This is a genomic window from Hylemonella sp. P2_B10, assembly GCF_056404875.1.
The window spans coordinates 805,588-821,716 of sequence record NZ_JBFUDE010000002.1 but is presented as its reverse complement, the minus strand read 5'-3'; the positions used below and the strand labels follow the sequence as shown (position 1 = coordinate 821,716).

Annotated in this window: 15 protein-coding genes and 1 tRNA gene; 11 read left to right on the top strand and 5 right to left on the bottom strand. The window is 61.3% G+C overall.

The genetic code is table 11. The features are described 5' to 3' along the window. Window positions 1–20 precede the first annotated feature (20 nt). The 10 genes from AC1DX2_RS11625 (at window position 21) to AC1DX2_RS11580 (ending at window position 7,622) form a co-directional block, all read left to right on the top strand. The gene (locus AC1DX2_RS11625; protein ID WP_477196500.1) at window positions 21–230 is read left to right on the top strand and encodes a DNA-binding protein; all 210 of its coding nucleotides are present in this window, start codon (window positions 21–23) and stop codon (window positions 228–230) included. 1,007 nt (window positions 231–1,237) lie between these two features. Beyond that, complete coding sequence (locus tag AC1DX2_RS11620) at window positions 1,238–1,597, top strand: hypothetical protein (protein WP_477196499.1); 360 nt, start codon at window positions 1,238–1,240, stop codon at window positions 1,595–1,597. Next, window positions 1,594–2,319 carry a hypothetical protein gene (locus tag AC1DX2_RS11615; RefSeq protein ID WP_477196498.1) on the top strand — a complete coding sequence of 242 codons (726 nt, stop codon included), beginning with the start codon at window positions 1,594–1,596 and terminating at the stop codon, window positions 2,317–2,319. Before AC1DX2_RS11620 ends, AC1DX2_RS11615 begins: the two co-directional genes overlap by 4 nt. Window positions 2,320–2,793: 474 nt before the next feature. Further along, a complete protein-coding gene (locus AC1DX2_RS11610; protein WP_477196497.1) occupies window positions 2,794–3,027 on the top strand; it encodes a helix-turn-helix transcriptional regulator in 234 nt (77 codons plus the stop codon). A gap of 1 nt (window position 3,028) precedes the next feature. Continuing rightward, window positions 3,029–3,355, top strand: a complete 327-nt coding sequence (locus tag AC1DX2_RS11605) for a hypothetical protein (protein WP_477196496.1) — start codon at window positions 3,029–3,031, stop codon at window positions 3,353–3,355. Window positions 3,356–3,372: 17 nt separating this feature from the next. Then, complete coding sequence (locus tag AC1DX2_RS11600) at window positions 3,373–4,791, top strand: hypothetical protein (protein ID WP_477196495.1); 1,419 nt, start codon at window positions 3,373–3,375, stop codon at window positions 4,789–4,791. 93 nt (window positions 4,792–4,884) lie between these two features. Beyond that, on the top strand, window positions 4,885–5,328 hold the full coding sequence (locus AC1DX2_RS11595) for a hypothetical protein (protein WP_477196494.1): 444 nt from the start codon (window positions 4,885–4,887) through the stop codon (window positions 5,326–5,328). Window positions 5,329–5,426: 98 nt separating this feature from the next. After that, complete coding sequence (locus AC1DX2_RS11590; protein WP_477196493.1) at window positions 5,427–5,798, top strand: hypothetical protein; 372 nt, start codon at window positions 5,427–5,429, stop codon at window positions 5,796–5,798. A 471-nt stretch (window positions 5,799–6,269) separates the two neighbouring features. Then, window positions 6,270–7,034, top strand: a complete 765-nt coding sequence (locus AC1DX2_RS11585) for a S1/P1 nuclease (RefSeq protein WP_477196492.1) — start codon at window positions 6,270–6,272, stop codon at window positions 7,032–7,034. A 21-nt stretch (window positions 7,035–7,055) separates the two neighbouring features. Continuing rightward, complete coding sequence (locus AC1DX2_RS11580; protein WP_477196491.1) at window positions 7,056–7,622, top strand: hypothetical protein; 567 nt, start codon at window positions 7,056–7,058, stop codon at window positions 7,620–7,622. A 422-nt stretch (window positions 7,623–8,044) separates the two neighbouring features. Here AC1DX2_RS11580 and AC1DX2_RS11575 read toward each other — a convergent pair. From AC1DX2_RS11575 to AC1DX2_RS11555, 5 genes are all read right to left on the bottom strand, one after another. Then, window positions 8,045–8,120 (bottom strand) — tRNA-Thr (locus AC1DX2_RS11575). A gap of 16 nt (window positions 8,121–8,136) precedes the next feature. Then, the gene (locus AC1DX2_RS11570; RefSeq protein ID WP_477196490.1) at window positions 8,137–9,168 is read right to left on the bottom strand and encodes a class 1 fructose-bisphosphatase; all 1,032 of its coding nucleotides are present in this window, start codon (window positions 9,166–9,168) and stop codon (window positions 8,137–8,139) included. Then, window positions 9,168–11,867 (bottom strand): aminopeptidase N, encoded by a 2,700-nt coding sequence (gene pepN / locus AC1DX2_RS11565; RefSeq protein ID WP_477196673.1) that lies wholly within the window; start codon window positions 11,865–11,867, stop codon window positions 9,168–9,170. The genes AC1DX2_RS11570 and pepN overlap by 1 nt, the downstream gene beginning before the upstream one ends. A gap of 29 nt (window positions 11,868–11,896) precedes the next feature. Next, window positions 11,897–13,001 (bottom strand): peptide chain release factor 2 gene (prfB, locus tag AC1DX2_RS11560; protein WP_477196489.1). Its coding sequence is split into 2 segments (ribosomal slippage): window positions 11,897–12,919 and window positions 12,921–13,001, totalling 1,104 coding nucleotides; the frame shifts between segments, so codons are not numbered across the junction. Window positions 13,002–13,377: 376 nt separating this feature from the next. Next, window positions 13,378–14,280, bottom strand: coding sequence for an alpha/beta fold hydrolase (locus AC1DX2_RS11555; protein ID WP_477196488.1), 903 nt, complete (start codon window positions 14,278–14,280; stop codon window positions 13,378–13,380). A 7-nt stretch (window positions 14,281–14,287) separates the two neighbouring features. On the opposite strand from AC1DX2_RS11555, the gene AC1DX2_RS11550 reads away from it, so the two are divergent. After that, entirely contained in the window at window positions 14,288–16,114 is a 1,827-nt protein-coding gene (locus tag AC1DX2_RS11550; protein ID WP_477196487.1) for an acetate--CoA ligase, read from the top strand. Window positions 16,115–16,129 lie beyond the last annotated feature (15 nt).

The window sequence follows — 16,129 nt, the reverse complement described above, 5'->3', positions numbered from 1 at the left end:
ACAAAACAGAGGATTCCTGTATGGCAGCAATTGCCTTTCAACCTGTGGCACTGGAGCATGAAAGCCGTGCCACGCTGCCGACCCATGAGGCGGCATATCACTTAAACAGGGCACAGCAGACGCTCAGGCTTTGGGCAATGCGCGAGGATGGCCCGCTGCGTCCCATGCGCATTAATGGCCGGCTAGCGTGGCCGGTGAATGAGCTGAAGCGCGTTCTGGGGGTGGCATAACGTGAACCCCACACAAGGCAACGGGCTGACTGCTGGTAACAGTCAACCCGCCGAGACTAAGTCTATTTCCGATGCTGATTCTACGGTAGTGCCGCGTTTTACGCCACGCCAGCAGCGAGCCCTTGATGCTCTTTGGCGTAGCCCGCTCATGCGCGAAAACCTCGACCGTGCAGCCGGTTGCAGCAATGGCCCGCAACTTGTGAGCGACCTCATAGAAAAGGGCGTGGCCATAACTTGTACGTTGATTGACTCGCTTGACCGAGATGGGCGCCCATGCAAGCCGGGGCGATACGAATTGACCGACCAAGGCCGAAAAACCTTGAGTCAGTGGGGTTGGACATAGCCCCGCCATGGCAAATGGCCGCAACAAGGGCCTTAGGGGCGATTCTGGGCGCGATTCGGGGGGCTTTGCTGCCATCCCCTGGAAAGTGCTCGATTGCCCCGCCTATGGCCTTCTATCGCATCCGGCGCGGGCTTTACTCCTGGAGTTTGCCCGCCAGTTTGTGCGCGACAACAACGGGCGGTTACTGGCATCTGGTGCCTACCTGGCTAAACGCGGCTGGAAAAGCGCTGACGTGATAACCAGAGCCAAGCGGGAATTGCTGGCAGGCGGCTTCATCTTTGAGACCGTCAAGGGCCAGCGTCCCAACAAAGCGAGTTGGTATGCCATCACGTGGCAGCGCTTGGACCGGTTGCAGGGTTTCGACCCTGGCGCCGCCGAGTGTTTCCAGCGTGGCGCGTATCAAAACGCCCCTTCCGTGAAAAACGCGACCCTTACTCCGTCTGGCGGTGTAGTGAGGCCCTTTATAGCGCCGTCTGGCGGTGTAGAGCGCCCCATCCCTACGCCGCCTCACGGTGCTATCAGCCCCACTTTTGGCCATCTCTCTACGCCGTCTGGCGGAAACCATCTAGATATGCCATCTGCTGGGATTGTTTGTCGGACTCATTGAACCCGGCAACCCTGAATTACTGCCTCAAGAAATTTTGGCCCTTTTTTTGGAAAAGACATGCTGACAAGAATTGAAGACCTGGCCTTTGAAATCGAAGGCGACACCATCACGCTAGAGCAAGGCTATGCAACCGGGCAGGTTGACCGTGTAGCACTGCACCGAGTCCACCTCCAGCATTTGGCGGAGAAGATGGGGCTGTTGCAGCCACCGTCGCCGAGTGTCCGCACGCTGGTGCGCCGGTTACTGACTTTGCAAGGCCGTATTGAATATCTGGCCGACCACCTGGCCAACCATTCCGACCACAAACACGCTGACTTGAGCCATGAGCTTACCTATGCAATAGCTACAGAGGACATTGCGAGGGAGTTTTGCGCCGAGCTACCCGCTGACTATCCCTCTAAGGAGGGCGGGCAATGACTGCAAAGAGAGACAAAGCAGCAAAGCCTTTAACCAAGGTCGAAGCGCCAAAGCGCAATGTGCTGGGCGTTCGGCTCAGAGAAGGCGAAGACCCGGAGGACGCCGTTGTACGGCAAACCATGAACCCGATTTCTCAGGGTGCCGCGTTGATTCAAATGCTTCAGGGAGACACGTATGAAATCAACGCCGTGGCGCGAGAGCTACGCGCGCAGGTTGATGGAGTCAATTCCGGCGATATGGCGAGGCCGGAGGCAATGCTTGTCGCGCAGTCTCACTCGCTTGATGAGCTTTACAACAACTTGGCCAGGCGGGCTACTGCAAACCTGAATGCCGGCTACCGCGAGGCTGGAGAGGTGTACTTGCGTCTGGCATTCAAGGCGCAGTCACAGTGCCGGACAACGCTAGAGGCGCTGACCGAGATGAAAACCCCGCGCACCGCGACCTTTGTACGTCAGGCCAACATAGCCAACGGGCCGCAACAGGTGAACAACGGCATGGCCAGCCCCGCGCACGAGAAACCCATCAAAAACCCGTCAAACGAACTTTCAGAAGGAACGCATGAGCTACTTTCGAACACCGGAGCACAAACGCTTGAGGGCCGAACTGATACGCCAGTGGAAGCCGTGGGAGCAGTCAACCGGGCCAAAGACTGCGGAAGGGAAGGCGGCGAGCGCAGCCAACGCAACAAAACACGGAAACCGGTCTCGCCGGGCAATCGATGAACTGCGATGGCTGCGCGAGCTGCTCAGAAGCGCCAGCAAATAGGCCCACGGAATTTGCGGAGCATCCAGCCCCCCCGCATTGGGTGGGGGCCATCCTGTCAGAAGTCGCCCAGGATAAGACAGCCAAGTGCGAGAGGCGACCGGTTGGGCGACCTCGAACCCGCACCGAGCAGTATTTTCTGGAGTTGCTCAAGTTCGAACGAGAGGCGCGAAATTGGTTTGCAGCGCGGCATGGCCGGCCTCCAAAGTCCGACAGAGAGTTGTTAATGGCGTACTCGACCACCTTTCTAGAGGCGATAGGGAAGCGCGCGGGCCGGCTGGCAACTGAGCCCTTTAAGAGGCGCATGCGTTCAATGTGCACAGAGCTATCCCGCGCCCGCACATTGGTGCGAGTCAAAAAAATTAATCCCGCATTTATTCAAGACCCTGGAGCGTTAGATACGAGGGCCGAAGTGTCCAAGGAGATTCCCCATCATGCATAGCTGTCCTGAATCCAGCGCCGTGGCAAAGCCGCTGCGCATCGTGCGAATGCCAGAGGCCGTCCACCGCACCGGCGTGTCTAGGTCTGCAATCTACGAAAGACTAGATGCGCATGAGTTCCCGCGACCCGTGAAGCTGTCAAAGCGGGCAATCGGGTTTGTCGAAAGTGAAATAGACCAACTCATTGAAAACATGGTTCGACAACGTGACTCGACTGAGAGGGCCTGATATGAATCAAACCGCGTGCAAAGCCGATGCATTTTGGCTACTCACTCCCTGGACATTCATGGGCAAGGCGGAGCCGCCAGACGAGGCAACCGGAACTATGGAGGAGGCGGAGAGGCGTGACGGGCTCTTTCGTGCCATGGTGCTTGAAAAAATAAACGCTGGTTATCCGTTCCTGATTGACGTGCTCAGAAACTCAGGCTGCAACATCCTCGCACGCCCAGGCGCGGTGAAGATTGTTACGCCGGCAGGCACCGAACATCTAATTCACGATGTTTCATTGGCAAGCACTCTTGTGCCATGGCGTGATGCCGGCCAAACACCTAACTGACTTTGGGGAGTATTTAAATGGCAGACGGATTGCTAAACAGCGGCGGAACAGCCCCAGCAAATGGCATGCTAAACAGCAGCGGCAAGCAAGCCAACGGCGACTATTACGCTGGTGGTATGTTGATGGCCGGCCCGATTGACTACACCCAAGGCAAATACGGCCCTAACGGCGGGGTTGCGCCAGATGGCATGTATTACGGGTCTGATGGGACTACGCACTTTCTGAACCCCAACGGTCAGCGCGCAGTCGCTGGTGGTGACTACTGGCACCCAACAGGTGCCGCAAACACCAACATGACGATAGACAACGGCGCCACAGTCGGCCCCACGCCGGACCTGAAAACCAAGTTCTATAACCAGATGTTCCAAGACAAACAAGCCGGCGATGGCTCTGGTTTGACTGCGGATTACTTGAAATCAACCGCTGGCAAGTTGGGCACTGATGTTTACGGATTGGGTAACTTGTTCGGCAAAGATAAAGCAGGGACAGATGCATGGCTGGCTACTCTGGGCGGAAAATCCGCGCCAGTAGACCCAACCACCAAAGTTCAGCAACTGGACACGCCGCTGACCACAATCCAGAGCAACATCAATACCAGCAATGTGCCAGGGCTTGTTGGCGGCGCCGATCTGTTGACCGCCATGCGAAGCGGGCAAGACTCTGCCTACAACCAAGCCAAATCTCGCCTAGACCCGACTTGGAGCAACTACCAGCACGACTTGGAGAACCAGCTTACCCAGCAAGGTATCCCGCGTGGCTCCGAGGCTTGGAATCGTGCCATTGATGAGTTTTCTCGAAACAGAAATGACGCCTATTCAACCGCGTTTAACAATTCGTGGAACAACGGCCTAGCCTCTCAGGGCCAACTGTTCACGCAAGGTCTGCAAGCGAACCAAAACGCCTATGGCCAGGCATCGAACAACGCCACGTTCCACAACAACGCCCAAGGCCAAAACTTCTCGCAAGGCATGCAAGGCCAACAATTTGGTCTGGCGCAGCAAGCCCAAGACTTTAACCAAGGCATGCAAACCAAGCAGTTCGACCAGGGCCTTGACCTGCAAAACTTCAACAAAGACCTTGCCACGCGTCAGCAGAACTACACCGAGAGCCGCGATGCATTGAACCGCGCCACGGGTGCGGACAACAGCACTAAATCGGGTCTGTTCGGGCTGGGCTCCACGGCAATTGCGGCCGCGATGCAGAACCCCGCCATCAGCGCATGGCTCAAGCAATTCCTAGGCGTTGACCCGTCAAAAAATGGCGTGAACCCAGACACGCACAAGTCTTTTGAGGTCATTCAGAACTCCAATAGCCCGACAGGGTATGTGAATGGGGGCGGGGAGCCAGTATTGAAAGACGGGACACCCGTTGCAGTCGATACCAACGGCCATGTGGTGTTAGATGAAGATGGTCAGCCGGTGAGCGTTTACGATTGAGCGGGTTGGCTATCAGCCCTCCGCACTTAAATGGCGGGGGTATACGGCATTGCAAAAAGAGTGCAATATTGTCGAATCCGGGAAGGGGGAACCATGTCTGAAGCGCGCGCCACTACTAAGCCAGCGGCAAGACTCGACCAGATGATTGCGCAGGCCGCCTTCTTAGTTTCAGCCTTTCTCTTTCTTTGGGCCTTTGCCATCTTCGTGATGCAGTGCCTTGGCTGGTTGCAATCTGGCCAGTGGCAGCCCGTCCCAGTTGGCCTGCTCTTTGTCTCAGAAGACGGGCATAGGTGGGTGTCATATTTCGAAATCAGAGCCCAGCCTTTGAAGATTGTGCCCGCCTTCGGGGCGCTGCGAGAGGTTGGCGACGTGGCGGCGAACATGGCGGGCCGAATGGTCGGATTGCAGAAGGTGCTTGGCTGGCTTCTTGATATCAATCTCTCAATTTGCTTGTTCTTGTTCGGCTCGGTGGCATCGCATATCGCAATGGATGCCGATTCAAAGGCTAGGCAAGCTCTTCTGGGTTTCGAGAAATAATAAAGCTCAGCACATGGTTTCAACACACTCTCGCATGTGGTGTGGAAATTAATTTGCCCCCCTTGAAATTCTGCGGGCAAACTGGCTAACCTGGGGCCATGCTTTACCGGGTTTTCAGAATGAACGAGCGCGGCGAACCGCTACCGCGAGAGGATTACGTCAAGCTGGCGCGCGTTGGCGATTTGCGCTTTGAGCGGCGTATTGACTGGGTAAACAAACACTGGGCGCGCCTGATGACGCCTGACTTTGAGTACGTCATTCCCTGCATGGAGCCTGCCGAGCTGGAAATAAGGGAGGGTTGGCTTGAAATCCGGGGAATGGAACATACCGACATTAAGGGCACGTACAAGAACGTGAAATCCACCAAGTGGCCCCAGGTCTGGCGCTGCCTGCCGGTGCCAGCCGTGCCAATCATCAAGCTGCCGGTGGTGGCGATGCCTGCTGGTCGTCAACCGGCATCATCTCCATAGACCGCCAGACCGGCCACGCATTGGGATTTCTGAGTAGTGCCTGCTCCTCGGTCAGCTTTTCCTTGGTGACCCAAGTGTCCTTGCCCTTGAAGGTGGAGGGCATGTTCCAGTGGAAGTGAGGTTCGAGTGTCATGGGGTCATGGTGCGCGGCGGAAATCGACATAGGTTGATATATATCAAGCGGGCACCGACTCATGGGCGACAAGTGTGTCCAGAGTGTGGCGTACTTGTTGTCGCGTGTCGTTATGAGGACGATTGGGTTATCCTGCTGTTGGGTGTAACAGCCCCCGCGTTTCACCTCCCTGAACGCGGCAAGCGCAAGCTTGTTCCAGCCCGGCCACGTGTCGGGCTTTCTTTTTCACCGGCGCTGACGCCGTGCTCTCTCAAACAGGACGCCAACCCACCCGCACATTGCATAGTTCGTACGCTGCGCCGCTGTGATATGGTGCCGCTTTTGTGATGGAGTCTGCTGTGCGTGCTGCCGTGATTGCAATCTGGAAATGCGCTGTATGCCTCGCCCTTGGTCTCGCCGGAACAAATGCTTTCGCATGGGGCAAGGATGGCCATGCCATCGTGGCGACGCTCGCGCAGGCTCAATTGAGCCCAAAGGCCAAAGCTGAGATTGAAAAGCTGCTGGCGCTTGAACCAGGCGCCACGCTGGCCAGCATCGCGAGTTGGGCCGATGAGCAGCGCGACCGCTCCACCGCAGCATGGCACTACATAAACTTTCCAAAGGGCTCATGCAACTACGACCCGGCCAGAGACTGCCCGGACGGCAATTGCGTGGTTGCGGCGCTGACAAAGCGGCTTGAGATTTTGAAGTCTGCCGCTACGCCTCAAGAGCAACTGACCGCCCTTAAGTACGTGGTTCACTTTGCTGGGGACATACACCAGCCCCTGCACGCGGGCTATGTCGATGACAAGGGCGGCAACTCGTACCAAGTGCGCTTTGGAGACAAGGGCACAAACCTACACTCCCTGTGGGACAGCGGCATGTTGCGCGCTGCCGGGGTTGAATTTGTGGCTGCAACTGTGCAGGCCATTCCGGCTAAGACCTATGCGCTGGAGCCAACCAAGATGGCTGAAGAATCGTGCAAGTTGGTGCAGGCTGAGGGTTTTTATCCTGACCGCGTTGTGTCAGAGGCTTACGCGGCCAAGTATGTACCCATCATGCAAGACAGGTTGGCGGCGGCAGGCGCTCGCTTGGCCTGGATGCTGAACCTTGCATTCAAGTAAAGACAACTAAGGAAGGTAAAGGTGAACATCTTTGCTGGCGCTCGCCGTGTATCAATGCTGCTTGCTGGCGCGTGGTGTCTGGGGTGCGTTGCATATGCTGCCTTGGCCAGTCCGCACTACACCGTCTCTGTTCAAGTGCCAGCTTATGGCTTGAAGCCTAAAGTGGTTGAAGCTTGTTCCAAGGATGACGCGACTGAGCACGTGTTTGTTAACCCCGAAAAAAAGGGTAATGCCAATGGCGGTGAGTCAGTTTGGGTAGTGCTATGTTTTCTAGCCAAACGTTCCGAAAGCGGGGAATTGGTTGTTGCATATGCTCCTGCCACGGATGGTAAGTATTGGATTGCAGCCAAGACCTCCCAGGAAGTGACTAGCTATAAAGCGTCTGTCGCAGCCGATTTTGAATTGGATGCTGATGGACTGAGGGCGGCCAAAGAAAAGAAAGCTGTGGCATTGTGGAATCAATGGAAATTGGCCATGCAGACATTGGCGGGTGGCCTGGCATTTGGCATAGTGGTTGTGCTCTCTGTGGGATGGGTGGTCCGTGGTTTTATGGGGATTCCAAGCGGGAGCGATGTGAGAGGGTCCTGATTGGACTCGCACATGAAATAGTGATGGGCGCAACTACGTTCAATGCCGGCGCGGTGCTTTTCCGGGGACAAGTTACGGCGTATTGGCCGGGGACACGCAGCCATACATGCGCTTTGGAAGACCTACCTCCCGAACTTATAGGTGGAATGGCATTCCTGCGGACACTCGGGCGCCTAGACGGGAAGGACTTCGTGTGTCTAGATTGGGGAGCGCGGTACGGCGACCCGACAGGCACCAAGTTTGGCGATGCCTATTCATTTGTCTTCCAAGCCATCCCCGAAGCAGCGAAGGCTTGCGTTTAGTGCCGCTTTCTGCGGTTCCGAATAGCCCCAACAGTGGCAATCTGCCTACAGATTGCCTACAAGGCCACAAAGAGAAAAGGGCTTGCTGCATTTTTAATAGCAGCAAACCCTTGTCAATTGTGGTGCCGGAGAGATGAATCGAACACCCGACCTTCTCATTACGAATGAGCTGCTCTACCGACTGAGCTACACCGGCTTTCCGTAGCCTTCCATTATAGCGCGGATTCGGCGTGGTAAGCCGCGACGCGTTCCACCTCGTTTTTCGAGCCCAGCACCACGCTGACGCGGTCGTGCAGGCCCTTGGGGGTGATGTCCAGGATGCGCTGGCGGCCGTTGCTGGCAGCGCCGCCGGCCTGCTCCACGATCCAGCCCATGGGGTTGGCCTCGTACATCAGGCGCAGCTTGCCGGCTTTTTGCGGCTCGCGTTTGTCCCAGGGGTACATGAAGACGCCGCCGCGCGTCAGGATGCGGTGCACGTCGGCCACCATGCTGGCGATCCAGCGCATGTTGAAGTCCTTGCCGCGCGGGCCGTCCTTGCCTGCCAGGCATTCTTCAATGTAGCGCTGCACCGGCTTGTCCCAGTGGCGCATGTTGCTCATGTTGATGGCAAATTCCTTGGTGTCGGCGGGAATCTGCAGGTTGCTCTGCGTCAGCACGAAGGAGCCCTGTTCTCGGTCCAGCGTGAACATGTCCACGCCGTTGCCCACCGTCAGCACCAGCGTGGTCTGCGGGCCGTAGATGCAGTAGCCGGCGGCCACCTGCTGGTGGCCGGGCTGCAGAAAGTCCTGCTCCGACACACCGGCCGATGGCGCGCTGCCGGCCGGCGCCTCCGGCTTTTTGAGCACGCTGAAGATGGTGCCAATGCTGACGTTGACGTCGATGTTGCTGGAGCCGTCCAACGGGTCGAACAGCAGCAGGTACTCGCCCTGCGGGTAGCGGTTGGGCACCACGTGGATGCCGTCCATCTCTTCGCTGGCCATGGCGGCCAGGTGGCCGCCCCATTCGTTGGCCTCGATCAGCACGTCATTGGCGATGATGTCCAGCTTCTTCTGCATCTCGCCCTGGATGTTCTCGCTCTCGGCGCTGCCCAGCACGCCGCCCAGGGCACCCTTGTTGACGGCGTGGCTGATGCTCTTGCACGAGCGCGCCACCACCTCCAGCAGCAGGCGCAGTTGCGAGGGGATGCGGCCGTTGACGCGTTGTTGCTCGACCAGATAGCGACTGAGGGAAATGGTGCCGGCCATCAGGAAGCCTCCAGGGCGCGGCCGACGACTTCGCGCACATCGTTGCTCAAGTCGGTCTTGGCGGCCACGCGGGCGATGGCCTCGCGCGCGGCGCTGCGGTAGGGCTCGGCCAGCTTGCTCCAGCGGTCCATGGCACGGGCCAGGCGGGCGGCCACTTGCGGGTTGATGGCGTCGAGCTCGATCACGCGTTCGCTCCAGAACACGTAGCCGGCGGCGTCGGCGCGGTGGAAGCCGGCCGGGTTCATGCTGCAGTAGCTGAACAGCAGGCTGCGCGCGCGGTTCGGGTTGCGCAGCGTGAAGTCGGGGTGTTGCATCAATTGGCGCACGGCGGGCAGCACATTGCCGCCACGGTCCGGTGTGCTGCCTTGCAACGCAAACCACTTGTCCAGCACCAGCGGTTCGCCCTTGAACAGCTCGTAGAAGCGCTCCAGCGCATCGGCCGCCAACGCATGGCCGCTGGAGACCAGGGCATTGAGCGCGTTGAAGCGGTCGGTCATGTTGCCGGCGTCCTTGAAGCGCTGGTAGGCCTTGCCGGGCCAGACCACGTCGTGGTTGCTGCGCGCGGCCAGGCACAGCTGCGTCAGCGCCAGGCCGGCCAGCGCGCGCCGGCCGGCCGACAGCGCGTCGGGGCTGTAGGCGCCGGTGTCCTTGTGGGTGTCGTAAGCCCAGGCCCAGTCGTGCGCCAGGGCCAGCGCCATCTGCTCGCGCATGGCCTCGCGCACCGCGTGCACACGCTGCGGGTCGAAGCTGGCCAGTTGCTCGGCCAGATAGGACTCGCCGGGCAGCGTCAGCACCAGCTCCTTGAAGGCGGCGTCCAGCGTGGGGTGGCGCAGCACGGCGCGCATGGCGTCCAGGAAGGCGGCGTCCAGCGGCATGCCCACCGGATCGGCGCTGGCAATGGCCTGCAGCGCGCGGTTCACCGCCAGGCGCTGGCCGGCTTCCCAGCGGTTGAAGGGGTCGCTGTCGTGCGCCAGCAGTGCCAGCAACTGGGCGTCGCTGTAGCCGTAGTCCAGCACCACCGGCGCCGAGAAGCCGCGCAGCAGCGAGGGCACCGGCTCAGCGTCCACATTGACGAAGGTCAGCGTCTGGCTGGCCTCATGCAGCACGATGGTGCGCGAGCTGCCGCTTGCAGCAGCCTCGCCCGCCAGTTGCAGCGCCAGCGGCTGGCCTTCTGGGCTCAGCAGGCCCAGGCTGACGGGGATGACGAAGGGCAGCTTGTCGGCCTGGCCGTGCGTGGGGGCGCAGCTTTGCGTCAGCGTCAGCGTGTAGCTGCGCGTTTGGGCGTCGTAGCTGGCCTCGGCCTTCACGCGAGGCGTGCCGGCCTGCGCGTACCAGCGCTTGAACTGCGGCAGCAGCCGCGCCAGCTCGCTGGCCGGGTTGGCATCGGCAATGGCCTGGGCGAAGTCGTCGCAGGTCACCGCCTGGCCGTCATGGCGCTCGAAATACAGCGTCATGCCCTTGGCGAAGCCTTCGCGGCCCACCAGCGTCTGCATCATGCGCACCACTTCGGCGCCTTTTTCGTAGACGGTGACGGTGTAGAAGTTGTTGATCTCGATGTAGCTGTCGGGCCGCACCGGGTGGGCCATGGGGCCGTTGTCCTCGGGGAACTGGGCGCTGCGCAGCACCCGCACGTCCTCGATGCGCTTGACGGCGCGGGCCGAAGCGTCGCGGGTCAAGTCCTGCGAGAACTCCTGGTCGCGGAACACCGTCAGGCCTTCCTTCAGGCTGAGCTGGAACCAGTCGCGGCAGGTGATGCGGTTGCCGGTCCAGTTGTGGAAGTACTCATGGCCCACCACGCTCTCGATCGCGGCGTAGTCCATGTCGGTGGCGGTGGCCTGGCTGGCCAGCACGTACTTGGTGTTGAAGATGTTCAGGCCCTTGTTTTCCATCGCGCCCATGTTGAAGTCGCTGGTGGCGACGATCATGAAGCGGTCCAGGTCCAGCGGCAGGCCAAAGCGCGCCTCGTCCCAGGCCACCGAGGCCATCAGCGAGTTCATCGCGTGCTCGGTCTTGTCCAGGTCGCCCAGGCGCACATAGACCTGTAGCATGTGGTCGCGCCCGGAGCGCGCGGTGATGCGTTGCTCGCGGCAGACAAACTGCCCGGCCACCAGTGCGAACAGGTAGCTGGGCTTCTTGTGCGGGTCCACCCACTTGGCGAAGTGGCGACCCTCATTGCCCGCGCCTTCCAGCGCACCGCTGTCCACCAGGTTGCCGTTGGACAGCAGCACGGGGTACTTGTCCTTGTCCGCGCGTAAGGTCACCGTGTAGCTGGCCATCACATCCGGGCGGTCCAGGAAGTAGGTGATGCGGCGAAAGCCCTCGGCCTCGCACTGGGTGAAGAAGGCATCGTTGCTGACGTACAGGCCCGACAGCTTGGTGTTCTTGGCGGGGTTGCAGGTGGTGAAGATCTCCAGCTCGAAAGGCGCCTCGCCCTCCGGCAGGTTTTCCAGCACCAGCTGCGCGCCCTCCATCTTGAACGAGGTGCCCTGGCCGTTGACCAGCACGCGCGCCAGGTTCAACTCCTCGCCGTCCAGCTTCAGAGGCTGTGGCGCCACGTCGGGGTTGCGCCGCACCGTCATCTTGCTCAACACCCGGCTCTTGGCCGGGTCCAGGTCGATGGTCAGGTCCACCGCATCGATCCAGTAGGGCGGGGCGGTGTAGTCTTCGCGTCGGATGACGGTGGCTTGTCCTTCACGCATCATGGCGTTCCTCCTTGGGGTTGTCTGCTTCAGACGCCTTGCTTCAGCGAGGCTTCGATGAATGGGTCCAGGTCGCCGTCCAGCACTTTCTGGGTGGCCGAGGTCTCGTAGTTGGTGCGCAAGTCCTTGATACGGCTCTGGTCCAGCACGTAAGAGCGTATCTGGTGGCCCCAGCCGACGTCGGTCTTGCTGTCTTCGAGCTTCTGCTGCTCTTCCTGGCGCTTGCGCATCTCGTGGTCGTACAGGCGTGAACGCAGGCGCTTCCAGGCTACGTCGCGGTTGCTGTGCTGGCTGCGGCCGTCCTGGCACTGCACCACGATGCCGGTGGGGATGTGCGTCAAGCGCACCGCCGAGTCGGTCTTGTTGATGTGCTGGCCGCCGGCGCCGCTGGCGCGGAAGGTGTCGGTGCGCACGTCGGACGGGTTGATGTCGATCTCGATCGAGTCGTCAATTTCCGGGTAGACGAACACACTGGCAAAGCTGGTGTGGCGCCCGCCTGAGGAGTCGAACGGCGACTTGCGCACCAGCCGGTGCACGCCGGTCTCGGTGCGCAGCAGGCCAAAGGCGTATTCGCCCTCGATCTTGATGGTGGCGCTCTTGATGCCGGCCACGTCGCCGGCGGTCTCGTCCTCCATCTGCGCCTTGAAGCCCTTGCGCTCGGCGTACTTCAGGTACTGGCGCAGCAGCATGCTGGCCCAGTCGCAGGCCTCGGTGCCACCGGCGCCGGCCTGGATGTCCAGGAAGGCGTTCAGCGGGTCGGCCGGGTTGTTGAACATCCGGCGGAATTCCAGTTCCTCGATGGTCTTGGCCAGCTTGGCGGCCTCGGCTTCTATGGTCTGCAGGCCGGCCTCGTCGCCGTCCTCTTTCGACATGTCATAGAGTTCCAGGTTGTCGGACAACTCGCCCGTCAGCTTGTCCAGCGTGACCACCACGCCATCCAGCGCCTTCTTTTCCTTGCCCAGTTCCTGGGCGCGCTTGGCGTCGTTCCAGACCGCCGGGTCTTCCAGCGATGCGTTGACCGTCCTCAGCCGTTCTGCTTTGGCATCGTAGTCAAAGATACCCCCGAAGCTCTTGCGTCCGGGCGGACAGGTCGTTCAGTTGGGTGCCGATTTGGTTGATGTGTTCTGCGTCCATGGTGCGAAATCCTTGTAATCCCCGCATTTTCTCACGCCTGGGCTGCCCAGCGACTTACGACGCCGATACCACCGGGGAGCCGGATGTGCAGGCTGCCGACGCCGCTGGTGCGCGTGGCTACGGGAATGTCCCCCGGCCCTGCGGGCCTCCTCCTTGATTTCCCTCCGCCACGCGCCCCAGCGACATCGGGGCCGTTGGCAGACGTGACACCGGCATACCGACGCAGGCATACCGGTTGCGCCGGCAGGATTAGGTCGTCATGGCATTCGGCGCAGCGGCATCAAGGAGGAGGGCCGAAGGCCCGGGGGACAGCCGCGGAGCTGAGTGCCGTGGCGGCCTGATCCTGCTGCTACAAAAGCTGGCGTGAAGCGGCTGGCTAAGCCAGAAACGCGTCCAGGTGCGCAGCGAGGACCTCTGGCTGATCGTGGTGCATCATGTGGCCGGCGTTGGCGATGCGCTCCACGCGGACATTGGGCACGGACTTCAGCCGCTCGTGGTACTGCGCCAGCGTGAACTTGCCCTGCCACCAACGGTCCAGGCTGTTGTCTTCGGCTTCCACCGCCAGCACCGGGGCGCTGATGCGCTGGTAGATCTCCAGCACCTCTTCCACCCGGTACAACTGCGCATTGGTGATCTTGTGCGCCGGGTCGCCCAGCACCTTCCAGCGCCCTTGCTCGTCCGCCTTGGCCCAGTGGCGGGCCAGCCAGTCGGCCTTGTCCTGCGTCAGGCGGGGGTTGGTTTTCATCAGCCGGCGCGCCACGCCGTCCACGCCGGGGTACTGGCTCAGGTCCAGCTCGCCGCGGTGCAGCTTTTTCAACTCGTCCATCCATTTGGCGTAGCGACCAGGGGCTTGCGCCGGCACCGTGGCCGGCATGCCAAAACCTTCCAGGTTGACCAGGCGGCGTATGCGCTCGGGGCGTATGCCGCCATAGAACATCACGATGTTGCCGCCCATGCTGTGGCCCACCAGGTCCACCGGCTGCTCGCCGGCATAGTGGTCCAGCAGGAAATCCAGGTCGGCCATGTAATCGGGGAACCAGAAGTTGTCCACGCCGCCGGCGCCGGTCAGGCCGTAGCCGCGCCAGTCGGGGGCGATCACATGGCGCTCTTCTTTCAGCGCATCCACCACGAACTGGTAGCTGGCGCCCACGTCCATCCAGCCGTGCACCATCACCAGTGGCGGCCGGCCGGCCTGGGGCTGGCCCCAGGTGCGCACGTGGTAGTCCAGATTGCGTATGCGTACGAATTCGCTGCGGGATTGTCGTCGGGCTTGGTACATTTGACGAATGATACGGAGACAAACTGTGACCGTCAGTCAACGCCGGGACAAAACCCTCAAGGTGCAGGACAACTACGAAACGCTGCAGCGCAACTTCCGCTGGCTGGTGCCGCGCGAATTCAACATGGCCGAGGCTTGTTGCGGCCGCTGGGCCCGCCAGCCCGATGCGGCCAGCCGCGTCGCCATCTACGCCAGCGCCCCGGGCGTGGCACCCCAGGCGCATACGTTTGCCGAGTTGCAGCAGCAGGCCAACCGCCTGGCCAATGCGCTGGCCGGCCTGGGGGTGCAGCGTGGCGACCGCGTGGCGCTGGTGATGCCGCAGCGGCTGGAAACCGCCGTCACCTACATGGCGGTGTTGCAACTGGGCGCGGTGGCCATGCCGCTGTCCATGCTGTTCGGCCCGCAGGCGCTGGAATACCGCTTGCAGGACAGCGAGGCGGTGGTGGCGGTGTGCGATGACAGTTCCATCGCCAACCTGCTGGAGGTGCGGGCCAGTTGCCCGCAACTGCGCACGGTGTTGGGCGTGGGCGCCGCCGCGTTGCAGGCCGATGTGGACTATGCCGCCCTGTTGGCCCGCCAGTCCCCGCGCTTCAAGCCGGTGGCCACGCTGGCCGATGACCCGGCAGTGTTGATCTACACCAGCGGCACCACCGGCCAGCCCAAGGGCGCGCTGATCCCGCACCGGGCGCTGATTGGCAACCTGACCGGTTTTGTGTGCAGCCACAACTGGTTTGGCTTTGACCCACAGGACGTGGCCGCCGGCACGCAGGCGGTGTTCTGGTCGCCGGCCGACTGGGCCTGGACCGGTGGGCTGATGGATGCATTGTTGCCCGCGCTGTACTTCGGCCGCCCCATCGTCGCCTACAACGGTCGCTTCAGCCCCGAGCAGGCGCTGACGCTGATGCGCCAGCACGGCGTCACCCACACCTTCCTGTTCCCCACCGCGCTGAAGGCGATGATGAAGGCCTTCCCGGGAGAAGCCGGCGAGTCTGGCCGCACCGTGCGCCAGGCGTTTGACCTGAAGCTGCAGGCCATCATGAGTGCCGGCGAGGCGGTGGGCGACGCCGTGTTCGCCTACTGCCGCGCGCAACTGGGTGTGACGGTGAACGAGATGTTTGGCCAGACCGAGATCAACTACATCGTCGGCAACTGCAGCATGAACGACGCCCCCAGAGGCGGGGCCGGCTGGCCAGCCCGTGGCGGCAGCATGGGCAAGGGCTATCCTGGTCACCGCGTGGCGGTGATTGACGACGAAGGCAACGAATGCCCGGTGGGCGTGCCGGGTGACGTGGCGCTGCACCGGCTGGACCGCCATGGCCACCCCGACCCCATCTTTTTCCTCGGCTACTGGAAAAACCCGCAGGCCACCGCCGCCAAGTACACCGGCGACTGGTGCCGCACCGGCGACCTGGCGGTGCGCGACGCGGACGGCTACCTGTGGTACCAGGGCCGTTCGGACGACGTCTTCAAGGCCGCCGGCTACCGCATCGGGCCCGGCGAGATCGAGAACTGCCTGGTCAAGCACCCGGCGGTGCTGAATGCCGCCGTGGTGCCCAAGCCGGACCGCGAGCGCGGCGCGGTGGTCAAGGCCTACGTGGTGCTGGCGCCCGAGTACCTGGCGGCGCGCGGCGGCAGTGCCGTGCACACGGCGGAATTCGAGCGTGAACTGGTGGCGCAATTGCAGGAGCATGTGCGCGGCAAGCTGGCGCCGTATGAATACCCGAAGGAGATCGAGTTCGTGGACGCGCTGCCCATGACCACCACCGGCAAGGTGCAGCGGCGCGTGCTGCGGCTGCAGGAGGAAGATCGCTTCAAGGCCCAAGCGCCAGCGTGAACACCCTCCAGCGTA

What these genes read in the sequence shown, in the direction of transcription:
- AC1DX2_RS11625 (WP_477196500.1), top strand. Translation starts at nt 21, where the DNA reads ATGGCAGCAATTGCCTTTCAACCTGTGGCACTGGAGCATGAAAGCCGT.
- AC1DX2_RS11620 (WP_477196499.1), top strand. Translation starts at nt 1,238, where the DNA reads ATGCTGACAAGAATTGAAGACCTGGCCTTTGAAATCGAAGGCGACACC.
- AC1DX2_RS11615 (WP_477196498.1), top strand. Translation starts at nt 1,594, where the DNA reads ATGACTGCAAAGAGAGACAAAGCAGCAAAGCCTTTAACCAAGGTCGAA.
- AC1DX2_RS11610 (WP_477196497.1), top strand. Translation starts at nt 2,794, where the DNA reads ATGCATAGCTGTCCTGAATCCAGCGCCGTGGCAAAGCCGCTGCGCATC.
- AC1DX2_RS11605 (WP_477196496.1), top strand. Translation starts at nt 3,029, where the DNA reads ATGAATCAAACCGCGTGCAAAGCCGATGCATTTTGGCTACTCACTCCC.
- AC1DX2_RS11600 (WP_477196495.1), top strand. Translation starts at nt 3,373, where the DNA reads ATGGCAGACGGATTGCTAAACAGCGGCGGAACAGCCCCAGCAAATGGC.
- AC1DX2_RS11595 (WP_477196494.1), top strand. Translation starts at nt 4,885, where the DNA reads ATGTCTGAAGCGCGCGCCACTACTAAGCCAGCGGCAAGACTCGACCAG.
- AC1DX2_RS11590 (WP_477196493.1), top strand. Translation starts at nt 5,427, where the DNA reads ATGCTTTACCGGGTTTTCAGAATGAACGAGCGCGGCGAACCGCTACCG.
- AC1DX2_RS11570 (WP_477196490.1), bottom strand. Translation starts at nt 9,168, where the DNA reads ATGGCCGGCACCATTTCCCTCAGTCGCTATCTGGTCGAGCAACAACGC.
- pepN (WP_477196673.1), bottom strand. Translation starts at nt 11,867, where the DNA reads ATGCGTGAAGGACAAGCCACCGTCATCCGACGCGAAGACTACACCGCC.
- AC1DX2_RS11555 (WP_477196488.1), bottom strand. Translation starts at nt 14,280, where the DNA reads ATGTACCAAGCCCGACGACAATCCCGCAGCGAATTCGTACGCATACGC.
- AC1DX2_RS11550 (WP_477196487.1), top strand. Translation starts at nt 14,288, where the DNA reads ATGATACGGAGACAAACTGTGACCGTCAGTCAACGCCGGGACAAAACC.